The organism is Sphingomonas sp. BRN-1R (assembly GCF_057748035.1).
Genome location: NZ_CM173236.1, coordinates 2685434 through 2697783, shown reverse-complemented (window position 1 = coordinate 2697783; position 12350 = coordinate 2685434). Strand labels below are relative to the sequence as shown.

At 64.4% G+C, this 12350-nt stretch carries 16 protein-coding genes and 1 tRNA gene; 5 read left to right on the top strand and 12 right to left on the bottom strand.

Annotated features, from left to right (window positions below; all coding sequences use genetic code 11):
• Positions 1 to 14: 14 nt before the first annotated feature.
• From hemB to AC3ANX_RS12445, 3 genes are read left to right on the top strand one after another with little or no spacing between them, the layout of a single operon-like run.
• Entirely contained in the window at positions 15 to 1004 is a 990-nt protein-coding gene (hemB, locus tag AC3ANX_RS12455; protein WP_488333595.1) for a porphobilinogen synthase, read from the top strand.
• 24 nt (positions 1005 to 1028) lie between these two features.
• Positions 1029 to 1559, top strand: coding sequence for a GNAT family N-acetyltransferase (locus AC3ANX_RS12450; RefSeq protein WP_488333594.1), 531 nt, complete (start codon positions 1029 to 1031; stop codon positions 1557 to 1559).
• Complete coding sequence (locus AC3ANX_RS12445; protein WP_488333593.1) at positions 1556 to 2116, top strand: GNAT family N-acetyltransferase; 561 nt, start codon at positions 1556 to 1558, stop codon at positions 2114 to 2116. Before AC3ANX_RS12450 ends, AC3ANX_RS12445 begins: the two co-directional genes overlap by 4 nt.
• On the opposite strand, the gene AC3ANX_RS12440 is transcribed toward AC3ANX_RS12445, so the two are convergent.
• Positions 2073 to 2573, bottom strand: coding sequence for a hypothetical protein (locus tag AC3ANX_RS12440; RefSeq protein WP_488333592.1), 501 nt, complete (start codon positions 2571 to 2573; stop codon positions 2073 to 2075). The genes AC3ANX_RS12445 and AC3ANX_RS12440 overlap by 44 nt on opposite strands.
• Before the next feature lie 81 nt (positions 2574 to 2654).
• Between AC3ANX_RS12440 and AC3ANX_RS12435 the strand changes: the two genes are divergently transcribed.
• Together AC3ANX_RS12435 and AC3ANX_RS12430 are read left to right on the top strand one after the other, a co-directional pair.
• Positions 2655 to 2731 (top strand) — tRNA-Arg (locus AC3ANX_RS12435).
• A gap of 141 nt (positions 2732 to 2872) precedes the next feature.
• Positions 2873 to 3763, top strand: a complete 891-nt coding sequence (locus AC3ANX_RS12430; RefSeq protein ID WP_488333591.1) for a hypothetical protein — start codon at positions 2873 to 2875, stop codon at positions 3761 to 3763.
• A 40-nt stretch (positions 3764 to 3803) separates the two neighbouring features.
• Here the strand turns inward: AC3ANX_RS12430 and AC3ANX_RS12425 are convergent, their stop codons facing one another.
• Genes AC3ANX_RS12425 through AC3ANX_RS12375 form a run of 11 tightly spaced genes read right to left on the bottom strand, consistent with a single transcriptional unit; the run spans position 3804 to position 12202 of the window.
• Entirely contained in the window at positions 3804 to 4196 is a 393-nt protein-coding gene (locus AC3ANX_RS12425; RefSeq protein ID WP_488333590.1) for a hypothetical protein, read from the bottom strand.
• On the bottom strand, positions 4193 to 4384 hold the full coding sequence (locus AC3ANX_RS12420) for a hypothetical protein (protein WP_488333589.1): 192 nt from the start codon (positions 4382 to 4384) through the stop codon (positions 4193 to 4195). Before AC3ANX_RS12420 ends, AC3ANX_RS12425 begins: the two co-directional genes overlap by 4 nt.
• Positions 4384 to 4596, bottom strand: coding sequence for a hypothetical protein (locus tag AC3ANX_RS12415; RefSeq protein ID WP_488333588.1), 213 nt, complete (start codon positions 4594 to 4596; stop codon positions 4384 to 4386). Before AC3ANX_RS12415 ends, AC3ANX_RS12420 begins: the two co-directional genes overlap by 1 nt.
• A gap of 8 nt (positions 4597 to 4604) precedes the next feature.
• Complete coding sequence (locus AC3ANX_RS12410) at positions 4605 to 4829, bottom strand: hypothetical protein (protein WP_488333587.1); 225 nt, start codon at positions 4827 to 4829, stop codon at positions 4605 to 4607.
• A gap of 11 nt (positions 4830 to 4840) precedes the next feature.
• Positions 4841 to 5272, bottom strand: a complete 432-nt coding sequence (locus AC3ANX_RS12405; RefSeq protein ID WP_488333586.1) for a hypothetical protein — start codon at positions 5270 to 5272, stop codon at positions 4841 to 4843.
• A 4-nt stretch (positions 5273 to 5276) separates the two neighbouring features.
• Positions 5277 to 5615 carry a hypothetical protein gene (locus AC3ANX_RS12400; RefSeq protein ID WP_488333585.1) on the bottom strand — a complete coding sequence of 113 codons (339 nt, stop codon included), beginning with the start codon at positions 5613 to 5615 and terminating at the stop codon, positions 5277 to 5279.
• Positions 5616 to 5669: 54 nt separating this feature from the next.
• Positions 5670 to 8696 (bottom strand): hypothetical protein, encoded by a 3027-nt coding sequence (locus AC3ANX_RS12395; protein WP_488333584.1) that lies wholly within the window; start codon positions 8694 to 8696, stop codon positions 5670 to 5672.
• On the bottom strand, positions 8696 to 10642 hold the full coding sequence (locus AC3ANX_RS12390) for a hypothetical protein (RefSeq protein ID WP_488333583.1): 1947 nt from the start codon (positions 10640 to 10642) through the stop codon (positions 8696 to 8698). The genes AC3ANX_RS12395 and AC3ANX_RS12390 overlap by 1 nt, the downstream gene beginning before the upstream one ends.
• Complete coding sequence (locus AC3ANX_RS12385) at positions 10642 to 11343, bottom strand: hypothetical protein (RefSeq protein ID WP_488333582.1); 702 nt, start codon at positions 11341 to 11343, stop codon at positions 10642 to 10644. Before AC3ANX_RS12385 ends, AC3ANX_RS12390 begins: the two co-directional genes overlap by 1 nt.
• On the bottom strand, positions 11334 to 11771 hold the full coding sequence (locus AC3ANX_RS12380; RefSeq protein WP_488333581.1) for an N-acetyltransferase: 438 nt from the start codon (positions 11769 to 11771) through the stop codon (positions 11334 to 11336). The genes AC3ANX_RS12385 and AC3ANX_RS12380 overlap by 10 nt, the downstream gene beginning before the upstream one ends.
• Positions 11771 to 12202: a hypothetical protein gene (locus AC3ANX_RS12375; RefSeq protein WP_488333580.1), complete on the bottom strand. Its 432-nt coding sequence runs from the start codon at positions 12200 to 12202 to the stop codon at positions 11771 to 11773. The genes AC3ANX_RS12380 and AC3ANX_RS12375 overlap by 1 nt, the downstream gene beginning before the upstream one ends.
• Positions 12203 to 12350: the final 148 nt, after the last annotated feature.

Here is a 12350-nt window from a genome sequence, read left to right as displayed (position 1 = left end):
GCATCTGGGCGGGCATGAGTCACTATCCCGCGCTTCGCCTCCGCCGCACCCGTTCCACGCCGTGGAGCCGCCGCCTCCATGCCGAGACGGTGCTGACCCCCGCCGACCTGATCTGGCCGCTGTTCATCGCCGAAGGCGAGGGCGTCGAGGAACCGATCACGACCCTGCCGGGAGTGTCGCGCTGGTCGATCGACAACATCGTCGCGCGCGCCAAGGAAGCGCGCGATGCCGGCATCGCCTGCGTGGCGCTGTTCCCCAACACGCCGCCGCACCTGCGTAGCGAGGATGGGCGCGAGGCGCTCAACCCCGACAATCTGATGTGCCGCGCCACCCGCGCGCTGAAGGATGCGGTGCCCGAAGTCGGCGTGCTGACCGATGTCGCGCTCGATCCCTATACCGCGCACGGCCATGACGGGCTGGTCGACGAAGCCGGTTACGTGGTGAACGACACCACCGCCGAGATGCTGGTCGCGCAGGCGCTCAACCAGGCGGCGGCGGGGGCGGACATCATAGCGCCTTCCGACATGATGGACGGGCGCATCGGCCAGATCCGCGACGCGCTGGAAGGGGCGGGCAAGGTCAACGTCCAGATCATGTCCTATGCGGCGAAATACGCGAGCGGCTTCTACGGCCCGTTCCGCGATGCGGTCGGCTCGCGCGGGCTGCTCAAGGGCGACAAGAAGACCTACCAGATGGACTCCGCCAACGCGGAGGAAGCGCTGCGCGAGGTCGCGCTCGATCTCGCCGAGGGCGCGGACAGCGTGATGGTCAAGCCGGGGCTGCCCTATCTCGACATCATCCTGCGCGTGAAGACCGAGTTCCAGGTGCCGGTGTTCGCCTACCAGGTGTCGGGCGAATATGCGATGCTTGAGGCAGCGGTCGCAGCCGGCGTGGCGGAGCGCGACGCGGTGGTGCTCGAAACGCTGATGGCGTTCAAGCGCGCAGGCTGTTCGGGCGTGCTGACCTACCATGCGCTCCACGCGGCGCGCCTGCTGGGCGCGTGATCGAGACGGTATGATCGAGAGGGTATGATCCAGACGGGGCGCCTGATCCTGCGGCTGCCGGTGGCGACCGACCATGCGCCGCTCCACGCGATGTGGAGCGATCCGGCGGTGATGGCCGATCTCGGCCCGGTGAAATCGCCCGGGGACAGTGCCGCGACGATCGCGCGACACGAGGGCTACCGCGCGGCGCACGGCGTCGGCTTCTGGACGGTCGCGCGGCGCGTGGACGGTGCGGTGATCGGTTATTGCGGGCTCAAGCCGGGTGCGGAGGACACGCCGATCGCGGGCGAACTCGAAATCGGCTGGATGCTGGCGGCGAGCGCCTGGGGGCAGGGCTATGCGCAGGAAGCCGCGCGGGCGAGCCTAGCGTGGGGCTGGGCAAACCGCACCGAACCGCGCATCGTCGCGATCACCGCAGCGCAGAACCGCGCCAGCCTGCGCGTGATGGAGCGGCTGGGGATGGCGCCGTTTGGCGCGAGCTTCGAACATCCCAAGTTCGGCGCTGACGATCCGCGGCGGATCACCGTCGCTTATGCGATCGCGCGGCCGGCGTGATCGAGACGGAGCGGCTGACCCTACGTGGCTGGCGTGACGAGGATCGCGCACCGTTTCACGCGATCTGCACCGACCGGCAAGTGATGCGCTTCCTCGGCGCGCCGGCGATGCGTGCCGAGAGCGACGCGGCGATCGATCGCCAGATCGCGCTGCTGCAAAGCCACGGCCATTGCTTCTGGGCGGTCGAGCGTCGCGCGGACGGAATGCTGCTCGGATTTTGCGGGGTGAAGCCGGGGCCGGCCGGCACGCCGCTGGCGGATGGCGTCGAGATCGGCTGGCGGCTTGCCCGCGCGCAGTGGGGGCAGGGCTATGCGCAGGAGGCTGCGCGCGCGAGCCTCGACTGGGGCTGGACGCATCTCGACACGGACGAGATCGCGGCGATGACGGTGCCCGCCAACCAGCCGAGCTGGCGGCTGATGGAGCGGCTCGGCATGACGCGCGACCCGGCGGCGGACTTCGACCATCCCGCCGTCGCGGCGGACAGTCCGCTGCGCCGGCACATCGTCTATCGGATCAGCCGCCCGGCACCAGCGTCTGGATCTCCGCGATCCGGCTGATCTCGGCGGCGAGCTGCGCCTCGCCCTTGTCCTTCAGCGCGTCCGCCGCCGGATAGGGCGGCTTGCTGTCGCGCGCACGGTTCAGCGCGAGTTCCTCGAGATCGGTGACGGTCGCCGAGGTCGCGGCGCGAAACGCGTCGAGCTTGCCGAGCGCAGTCTGTGCGGTGATCCAGCGCTCGCCGCCCGGCGAATCGCCGCGTGCGGCACGCGCCGCGCGTTCCGCCACGGCGGCTGCGGGTACGAAGCCCGAATCGCTCTCCGCCAGCGACTTCGCATAATCTGCCAGCGTCCGGTCAAGCGTGGGGTCAGGCGCGGCGGTGGCCTCCGCCGTCACGGCTTCGGCATTGCTGCGCCGCTCGATCGGGCGCGGCTGGAGCGAGGGGTAGCGCGAGACGCGTTGTTCGACGCACCCCGTCGACAGCAGGGCGATGAGGGCGGCGAGGAGGGGGCGTTTCATGGCTTTCGTCTATTCCTCGCAAAAGAATCGCGCAACGCACTTGCGCACCGCAAAAACCGGTCGTAAAGGCGACCTCCCAGCGCACCCGTAGCTCAGCTGGATAGAGCATCAGACTACGAATCTGAGGGTCGGGCGTTCGAATCGCTCCGGGTGCACCATTGTTTTTCCACAGAAATGTGGGCGAGAGCCGGACCAGAAATGGTCCGGCTTTTTCGTTCACGTAATCGCTGCGTAATCCTGAGGATTAGATTGCTGCCTCTCTGGTGGGCAGGGTGCCGCCAACCGTCTATGGATGGCGCATGCAGATGCCCAGCTTTCCCGGTCGCCGAGCCGTTGTAATCACATCGGCGGCGATCCTATGCATTTCAGCTGTCGGCGCTGCGGGACTGTATATCGGATGGCGCTTACCCGACGCAGGGGATGCCGCCGCTACGCTCTGCGGCCGACTGCCGAGGGCTAGTTCTCCCGCCGACTGCTTCGCGCTTCGATCCGCAATTGCCGCCGAAGCTTCAGCTAACCGGGCGTGGTGGTATAATTTGATTGCCCTTGGCGGCTTCGTGACGAGCTCAGTCGCGCTGATCGCTCTCATCGTCACAATACGGCAGGGCAGACGGGCCATCCAGCTTACTGCCGACGCCAACGCCATCGCGCGGGAAAATGGTCAAGCACAGACGCGAGCGTATCTTGTTTTTGAAGCTGTCGAGGTAGGCCTAGATCAGTTTGGGCAACTGTTTGCCAGCGCGAAGCTGTTCAACTCGGGTTTATCGCCCGCGCGCCAGCTGTCCTGGGGATACAACGCCTACATCACAGCCGTCGAGAAAGGGGGCGGTCAGCGGTTCGTTATGACCGGCCCGGGCGTGGATCTCTCTGGATCGCTGTGGAATCATGATGTCGCCTCGCGGGGCACATGGACTTCGGGCCGACTCGGAGGGAGTGGCTTGGACGCCAAAGAGATACTTGAGACCGTTACGGGCGCCGACCTCATCTTGGTGACCATGAAATCCGTAGTCAGGTTCAAAGATGTTTTTGGCCTCCCGCAAGAGGAATACGCTTGCTTCGAAGGTCGGATCTCACAGCGCTCGCAAGACCATCCCATGATAGGCCTGCAACGCGCGCACAATAGCGCGTTCGACGCGATCAAAAATTTTGTCGACATGCAAAGCAAAGAGCCAGAATCAAAGTTTTCTTAGGAAGGGAAGCTTGATGATGATTGTCGTAGGGAAACTTACGTCAGCGTGAATTCTGAACGATTGCTCTCAGGTCGATGTCCAGCCGGCGAAGTGTGTTGTCGAGATGCAAGCCGATAAGATGCCCTAGTTGCGCGGACATGCCTAACCTCTGAGTGGCGGCTACTGTCTCCGGTTTCAAGCGCGACACGGCGTCCTCCGCAAGGGAACCTCGTTGGGCGCACCAACGCTCAATCGCGGCATCAGCCTGGATTTCCGCATGATCGGCGAACGACATGCCCGGAGCGACGGCGGACGCGGCAAGGCGCTTTTCGAACTGTGCAACCCTTTCCTCGCGACGAGTGTCCAAGTCCGCCTGCCATGATTCCAGTGTCGCCTTCACATCCGCGAACAGGTAATGCGCGACAGCGAAGTGCAGGGGCTCAGGCTGGATCATACGCGGTCCCCTGGTGCGACAAAATTGACGAGGGTGACGTTTTCGCCCGGCTGGATGCGAGCAGCGGCGAGTGCGGTCTCTCGGCTCGACTCATACGGCACAAGCACGACACGGTGACGGGGCACGTTGACACCCGACGACGTTTCAAGCTGATCGACCCGGTTGCGTAGTGTTGCCATGCCCATCATCACTTCTCCTGTTTCGTGAATGCGGGACGCTCATCGAGCCAGGCCTGAAGCGCGTTGGGTAGCGAGCCGGCTGGGTTGTATGCCGGGGGGATCCGCCGTCCGGCGGCAAGGTCGCGTTGCTCGGCAGCGGTGAGCGGGTCGCCCAACCAGGCGCGTATCTCTGCCGGCGCCGTCATGCGCATTGCCTCCACGGCGCTGATCCGCCGATGCATCTCCCTCATCATGCGTGGCACGCTCGCGGCTTAAAGCGCATGACCCAAGCCATCTGCGAGGCGAGCGACATGGCCGCCCACCGTTCCGGCGTCACGTCAGCATCGGCATCAGCGAAGCCTGTCACGAGCTTGTTCAGCTTGAGGCGAACGGTCGCCGCGTCCTCCTCAATCTGCTGCTGATTGAGCGGATCAGGTGCCCGCGCCACCTCAAGGCTTCTCACGCGATCCTTCATGTTTCCGTTCCTCATCTCGCTGCCTCCAATGCCGCTAGGCGGCGTTCCAGATCCCCAACCTCAACAATGGCCCTGTGCGCCGTCAGGAGCGTCATCACGCGCCCAGCCTCATCGGGCGTAATTTCGCCCGCGCTGACCGCTGCCAGCACCGCTGACGAAGCCGTTACGGTGTCCTCGGCAGACTTCACGGCGGGCAGATCAATGGCGATCGGGGCATCCTTGCGCGGTGGCGCCAGACGTTCGAGGCACAGCCGCAGAGCGGGCCCGTCACCCTCCAGCGCCATGTCGATCGCCTTGCGGGTCAATTTCTCGTGCTCGCCCTCAAGTAGCGCCTCGATCGCGAGCGTGATCTTGTGGCGCGACCCTTTCGGCCGGCCTCCAAGCGCGTTGCCGGGCGCAAAGGTGCCATCCGATTTCCGGCCGGTTGATTTCGGGGCGTCCATAGCCTCAGGAATTCAGCTGCCGGGGTCGAAGCTGCACCGCATCAGGATCGCATCCCAAGACGATTGCCGCCTGATCGACCGCGAAAATGAAGGCTTCGCCGCCGTCGAGAACATGACGCTCGCTGACCGGGATCGCGTTGTTCAGCGCGGCTTTAGCGATTGAAAACGGCGCATGCGACACGACAGCAAGCTGCCCCGCCAGCCAGTCGAGCGTCGCTTCCCGGATCGCTTCGGCATGATAGTCGTGGCCGGCGAACGGGCCATTGGGAAACAGCCAATCGGAGATCATGCTCAACAGGCTTTTCTCCTGTGCCACGTCTGTCGCCGCTTCCGTGATCGTCATGTACCCCTCTTGTTCCTTACCGGTCATTCCCAATATCCCGTGCTGATGCGAAAATTACTGCTGCTGATCGGCGCCGCGCCGCTGGTCTGGTATTTTCTGCCGACGATCGCCTTCATCCTGAGCGGCGGCCTTCTCGGGTGATCTCGAAATGGCGGCTCGGAAGAAGTCGCGCATGTCGAGGACGTTTTCGGCGATGGCCGGTTCGCGCGCGGCGATCGTGGACAGCTTCGACAGATATGCGAGCTGCCCGGCACGGTCTGCCTGCTTCGGCACGCGGGTGAGCCAGCGCAGCAACCGGGGCGAGGTAAGCACTTCCGCACTGATCCTCTGATAGGCGGCGGGGGCGGACAGCGAGATACCGCCGGCAATCCCGAGCAAAGGGTGTCCTGTGAACGTGCCGGCGATCAGACTTTGAACGGCGCCGAATAGGCCGCCAGTGGTCGCGTTGAAGCTGTTGACGGCTCCTGTGTTGCTATGACCGGCCAGCCGCTCAGACGCTTTCACATGCTCGGCGACCAGCGCCAGGTCGTTCATTGCTGCGCGAAGCTCACCCCGCCCGAACAAGGCGGCTTTCGCGTCGGGCGTCATCGTGTTCCAGCGTGTCAGCCAGCGCGAGATACTGAACGCATCCCCAGCAGCGTTCTGTGCACCAGGGGCAGCGCGGCCGCCCTGATCGATGAAGGTGGAGCGAACCGCATTGGCCTCGTCCGGCGATAGCTTCGCCAGCGTGGCAGCGAAGCGGTTGGCGTCACCTCTGTTGCCGGCCATAGCGTCGAGTTTGGCGAAGATCTGTTCCCCGCTCATGCCAGCAAACGGGTTGCGGCTATCAAGCGCGGCACGCCCGGCCGCGTCGTCCATCATCACCCGCATGCCGGATTGCGGCAGCAGCGCGGACTTGCCTCGTTCGGAAAGCTGGCTCCACGACTTGGCGAAACGGTCGGGGTCGAACTGCCGCCCCCCGCGCGCGTCATTGACGATCGAGGCGCGGACGGCATTCGCGTCCTCTGTCGATAGCGAACGCATGATACGCGCGAATGCCAAGGCATTGCCGGTTGATCCCGGCTTGAGCATCGCCTGCACCGACGCGAAGGCTTCGTTCGGCGTCGCATCGCCCTTCTTGCCGACCACCAACGAGAACGTATCGTTGATGCGCTTCATGCGCCCATCGTAGAAGTTGTTTGCGCGCTTCCACCGGCTGAGCGCCTCGGGGCCGGCGTCTCGCGCTGTCGCCTCCATGTCGGTCGTCAGGGCGCCATACAGCGCACGGAGCTGACGGGGCGCGATCTTCTCCGTCAGGTTCGGATCGGACAGCATGTCGCCGACACGCGTGCGGAACTCGGACAGATCGCTCCACGAAAGCTGTCCGCCTTTTTCGGTCGTTCCGATCACCCGGGGAGGGACACCGACCCCTGACATGCTCCTGTCCAGGACCGGTGTCGTCTCGGGCGTCAGCGCTTTTAGGAACCGGCTGAGCTTGGAGTTCAGGAACTGCGCGCCGAGCTTGGGATTGCTGGCCCATTCCTCGGTCAGATCGCCCAGAAGTCTGCGGGTGCTGCTCAGTTGGGCGGGCTGCTCCGGCCTTATCGGAACCTGATCGTAGAGGGTGGACGCGCGATCGGCAGTGTCATCCATGAAGCGCGATACGCCGCGTTGGATCAGCTGTCCTGCGCTTGTGGCATCGACCGGCGCGGCAAGCGCATTCTCGACGGCTCCGCTGGTCTGGTCGGCCGCTGATGCGCCACGACGGGCGACATCCGCCGCACGCTGGCCGACGATGTTGCCAACATCCTTAGGCGATAGCGCATCGCCAGCCAGTTCGCCGACGCGTCCGCTGAAGCTGTCATATAGCCGGTCAGCAGCGTCCCCGATCACTTTGGCCCCGAACGGTGTCTGAGCCGCGCCTTGAGTTGCGCGACCCACACCGCGCCCGCCAACATCCTGAGGTAGGATCGCCACGCGTTGCCGCGTGGCAGCTTGGCCCACCAATGCCGCTTCGGACGGTTCGGCAGCCGGTAAGGCGCGATCCGCGACACGCGCGGCGTAGGCAGTTGGCGCAAGATGCTCGCCAACGAAGCCGAGCGCGCGACCCGCTACTCCGCCCTCTACCGCTCCGGTTGCAGCGCCTAGAAGTCGTTCGCCGGCATCGCCATCCGCGGAGCCTGCCCCGTAGGCACCACCGTAAGCCGCGCCCTCGGTCGCGAGTCGGCGAGCGACGGACCGCTGTGCGATCGTGCGGGCCTCGTCGGCTGTGAAGCCCTCAAGCCGGGCGGCGCGATACGAGTCCTGAGCCACCGCCGAAACACCGCGCGTGAGCCCGACGCCTTCACCAACAAGAGGCACAGCAAGACCGCCAGCAATCTCACCTGCCAATGATGCATATGGATGATCCTCGTCGTCCGCGCTCAGAATGGCGCGATTCTGATCGACGTTCCGGTTATATAGATCGCCAAAGGATTTGTCGCTGTTCCAGACGTTCTTACGGCCGGACGTGCCGCCTAGCGCATCAACGACCGCACCAGCTTCATCCAGGAAGTCGGCGGTCGCGCCGCGCCCGACACCGCGCCCAGCGGCTCCGACCGCGCCGTCCTGATTGTGGACCTTGGGCAGCGCGTAGGTGATGCCGTAGTTGACCTTGCCGCCCTGAGCGCGAGCCTTGTCGCGTTGGGCTGCGAACAGGTCGTTCTGATGCGGGTCCGCGTAGTAGCCCCGCGACGACAGGAACTGCGTGATCTCGCTTCCTGTGCCCGACCGATACAGGCCGTTCAGCGTCGCCTCGTCGTCCGCAGAGAGCTTGGAGACCGGACGCTTCGGTAGCAGATCCTGCCAATCGCCAACCTTCGCATCGCCGACCGTTGTGGACAGATCGGCACCAGCCGGCACGAACATGAGCGGGTGCGGTGCCGGCACGCCGTTGGCAGGCATCGGAACGGCCTGGGGATGATCAGGCGCGACCGCGCTGCCATCTGCCGCATGAAAGCCGGCAAACTCATCGGTCGGGCCATCGACGTTGCGGCCGGCGATGTCGGGTGACAGCGGCGCCGGCTCGAAACCTGCGAACTCATCGCGAGCAGCTTGAGCCATTAGCGGACGAGCCTCCGGCCATCAGGGGTGATGAAAACAGTGCCGGGCTGTAGCGCCATGGCTTGGGCACGACTGGATACCCGGACCGGAGCGCTGCCTGTCGTGGACGGCCCAGAACCCTTGCCGGCGATTGTCGCCCTGAGCGCAGCCTGACGGTCGTCTAGCGACTTCATCCGGATCTGCGTGTCCGTGTGCATCTGGTCCAGCACGGCATAGAGCTGCGGCAGGGTCTGCGCGTTGTTGATCAGCTCCATCGCTTCATGGCGGGCAGAGTCCGACGAGATCGCCCCGCCGCTCGCGCCCGACATGATCTTGGCGTTCTCGTTCGCCACCGCGTTGATCGCGACGTTGAATTTACTGACCGCAGGATCGCCGCTGACGTTCGTCCGGCCTCCCTGGATCCACCGGTTGAAGATCGGTATCGAGCCGCCAACACCCTGCGGCGCTAACGCGCGGACCTGCGCTGAAGCGCCGTCGAATGTCTGGAGATAGGGGTTCAGGCCGTTCCGCGTCTTCTGTAGCGCCGCGAGGGCGGTCGTGGCCGTCTTCACGTCAGCATGCAGCAGGTTGCTATCAGCACCGCTCATGCCCTGTCCCTGTTGAATTTGCGCTGCGCGAGCGAGGATGGCCTGACGCATCGCGGCGGCCTGCTTGCCCATGCCCAGCTGCGGCAGATCACCACCGGCGGCAACCTTCTGGCCGTAGAAGTCCACGGTTGCGGCATCCTGGCCTGCATCCGCCGGCTTGGAGGTGTAGAGGACCTTCACACCGGGCGCGGATGACGAGCCTGCGGCACCAACGAGCGGACCATCATGAGCAGGCGGACTGCCGCCGGACTCGACTCGCGCCGACAGGGCAGCGACCTTCGGCACCGCGCTGAGCGGCATCTTATCGTTGACGCCAATCCCAAGGCCCTTCGCGACCGTGGCCGCATAGGCCGACGGATCGTTGCCGTCGCTGGCGGGGGCATAGTGCTGCGCCCAGGCGAGCGGCGTGTTATAGCCCGCCTTGATCTGATTGGCGATCAACCGTTGATGGGCGCGGGCACCATTGGCGGGCGTATCGAACTGAACGAAGCCGCCGCTGTTGCCGACTTGGCCCTGCCACTGATTCTGGGGGCTGAACCTGATCGCGCCGGGGTTGTTGAGCCGAACGGAAAGCGGCTGATTGCCGCCGCCGGATTTGTTGACCGATCCCCCGGCAGGTGCCGACGCGGATCCTGCATCATCACCTCCAACTTGGACCAGCGATTCTGATCCATCCGCGTTGGTGATCTTCTCATAGGTGGGCTTCGCGACACCTCGTGCGACAACCGTGTTGTTGCCGTCATACCGGACGTCGTTCGGGCCCAGCGTGTAGGGATCACCGCCCGACAACGCCTTCTTTGCTCGCGACAGGCTCTCCGCGAACTTGCCGTCCTGATCAACGGCGGCAAGGTGCATCATCAACGTGCCCTTCACGGCGTTGATGGCATCCTTATCGCCCGACTGAAGCGCGGAAATTTCGTCGTCCAGATCGGCGGTGGGCTTGCCGGCCCGCACTGCCGCGTCGCGGTATTGCTGCAGCGTCTGCACGGCGAGATCGGGGCGGTTGTTCTGGAGGGCGGATAGCGGCTGGCTGATCGCACTGAGATCGGCGTTCCGGGCCTCGGGTCCCTTGATGGCCCAAAATTCCTTCACAGCGTCCGCGTGCGCCGGATACTTGACTGCGATCCCCGCTAGGCCATCCGTAGTCGGGTTCTTCAGGTAGCTCGCCCAGTCCGATTGGAAAGCCGCGTCGGCGGCGGTCTGCCGCTGCACGTCCTGGAGCTTGGCCGCGTTGAGCGCGATGACCTGATCGTTGGCCGCCTTTTGCTGTGCTGCCTGCTGTCCTTCGAGGAATGAGTTGCCGAACTGCCCAGAGGATTGAGCGAGTATCGACATGAGCTGGCTGGGATCGCTTGCCATTACCAGGCCAAGTTCGTCTTGATGCCGGACAGATCGACATTTGGATTGTTGATGGTGGGCGTGTTGCTGCCGAACAGGCTGGTAAGCCCTGATCCGCCAAGGAGCTTGCCCACGCTGTTCAGTGCGTTCTGCCATGAAGTGGCCGCGCCAAGGGTGCCACCAGCCGAGGCAGCCCCCTGCTGGCCAAGAAGGTTTGTTATAGCGCTCCCGGTGTTCGTTGCCGCCGCGTTCGTGCCGGCAGCCCCTGCTTGGCCGACGCCGACAAGACCACCGAGGGCACCTAGCCGCTGCTGAATTTGCTGAGCGAGCAACGAGGACCCGAAGTTCGCTAGGCTGTTCTGCGTATTCCCGCCCCGCAATCCACCGGTTGCGCTCGCGTCCTGCAGAATGGTGTCGTTGCCGGTTTTGAAAAGGGACGTGAAAGCAGGAGAGGCTTTCAGCGCGTCGATAGCAGACTGCTGGCCATCAGCGCCGCTCGTTCCAAGCCCCAGCAGATCAAGCATGCTGGACAGGGCGGACGTGCCGGCATCCTGATACGGCTTTTCGTTGGCCTGGATCGTGTTGAACTCATTGCGCTGCTCGGCGATGCCGGCCTTAGCTGCGTCGGCCTGGATCCGGGCCGCGCGCGTCGCTCCCTTGCCTCCGGTAATGCCACCAAGCAGCGACCCGGCAGCGCTGATACCTGCTGCGGCTAACGGCATTCCTGTTCCTTCCTGAAGATCTCGACGGGGCCGAACTGATGGTTTTGAGAGATGCCCTGTGACGTCATGCCGAGCTGGCGGCAGAACCAGCGGACCGGCCGGTTTTCGACAGGGCAGGTGCCGATAAGCGTCGTCGCGCCGCGTTCGCGCGCCAGCCAATCGAACATGGCAAGGGCGGCGGCGATGGCCTTGCGACCACGGCACGAGCGTCGGAACATGCTGTGAAACTCCCAGCCTGCCGACGTGCGATCGAAGCAGATCATGGCGCCGTCGCCGTCCGTGACGAAGAGCAGGGCAGGGTTAACGGCGCGGTCGGCCATATCGACCCGCTCTGTTCCGGCAGGGAAGCCGCAGAAGGGAAGTATGTCGGGGTCGTTCGCGAAGCTGTTGATCAACGCCGGATCTTGGGTGGCGAAGATGGCTGCCATCAGCTCGCCCACTCGGAGCGGCGGATTTCGAAAATGGCGTCTGCTTCATCGGACGTGGCAAGCTCACGCGCACCGATCTGACGGTTGAACCAGCAGGCCTTGCGGTTGGTGCGCGGGGTCGATCCCCAGACCACCGTCGCGCCATGCTCGAACATCCACGCGACCATCTCGCGCGCGGTGCTGATCGCTCGGCGTCCACGACACGTCTTCGCGAACATGGTGTGCGACTGGTAAATGCCGGGCGCGGTCAGTTCGAATGCAGCAAGAGCGTCCTCGCCGTTCGAGAGGACGACCGTCTTTGTTAGGGCAGGGGATGTTCGGACCAGATCGGTCCAGTCCATTGTCGCGCCATCAGGCCGGATGAACTCGCGCACGCCATCGCTGTTCGCGATGCGGTTAATAAGCGCGGAACGAGTTTCGAGGCAGATCAAATCGTCACTCCGAAGAGTTCGAGTGCCCACGGCGCAGGGCTATGATCTGCCGACCACTGTGTTCTGCCAGATGATCAGGTAAGTAGCAAGAGCTATATGCAAAGTATCAGATTGAAAGTCCTGTTCAGCCGGCCAAGATACAGCATCG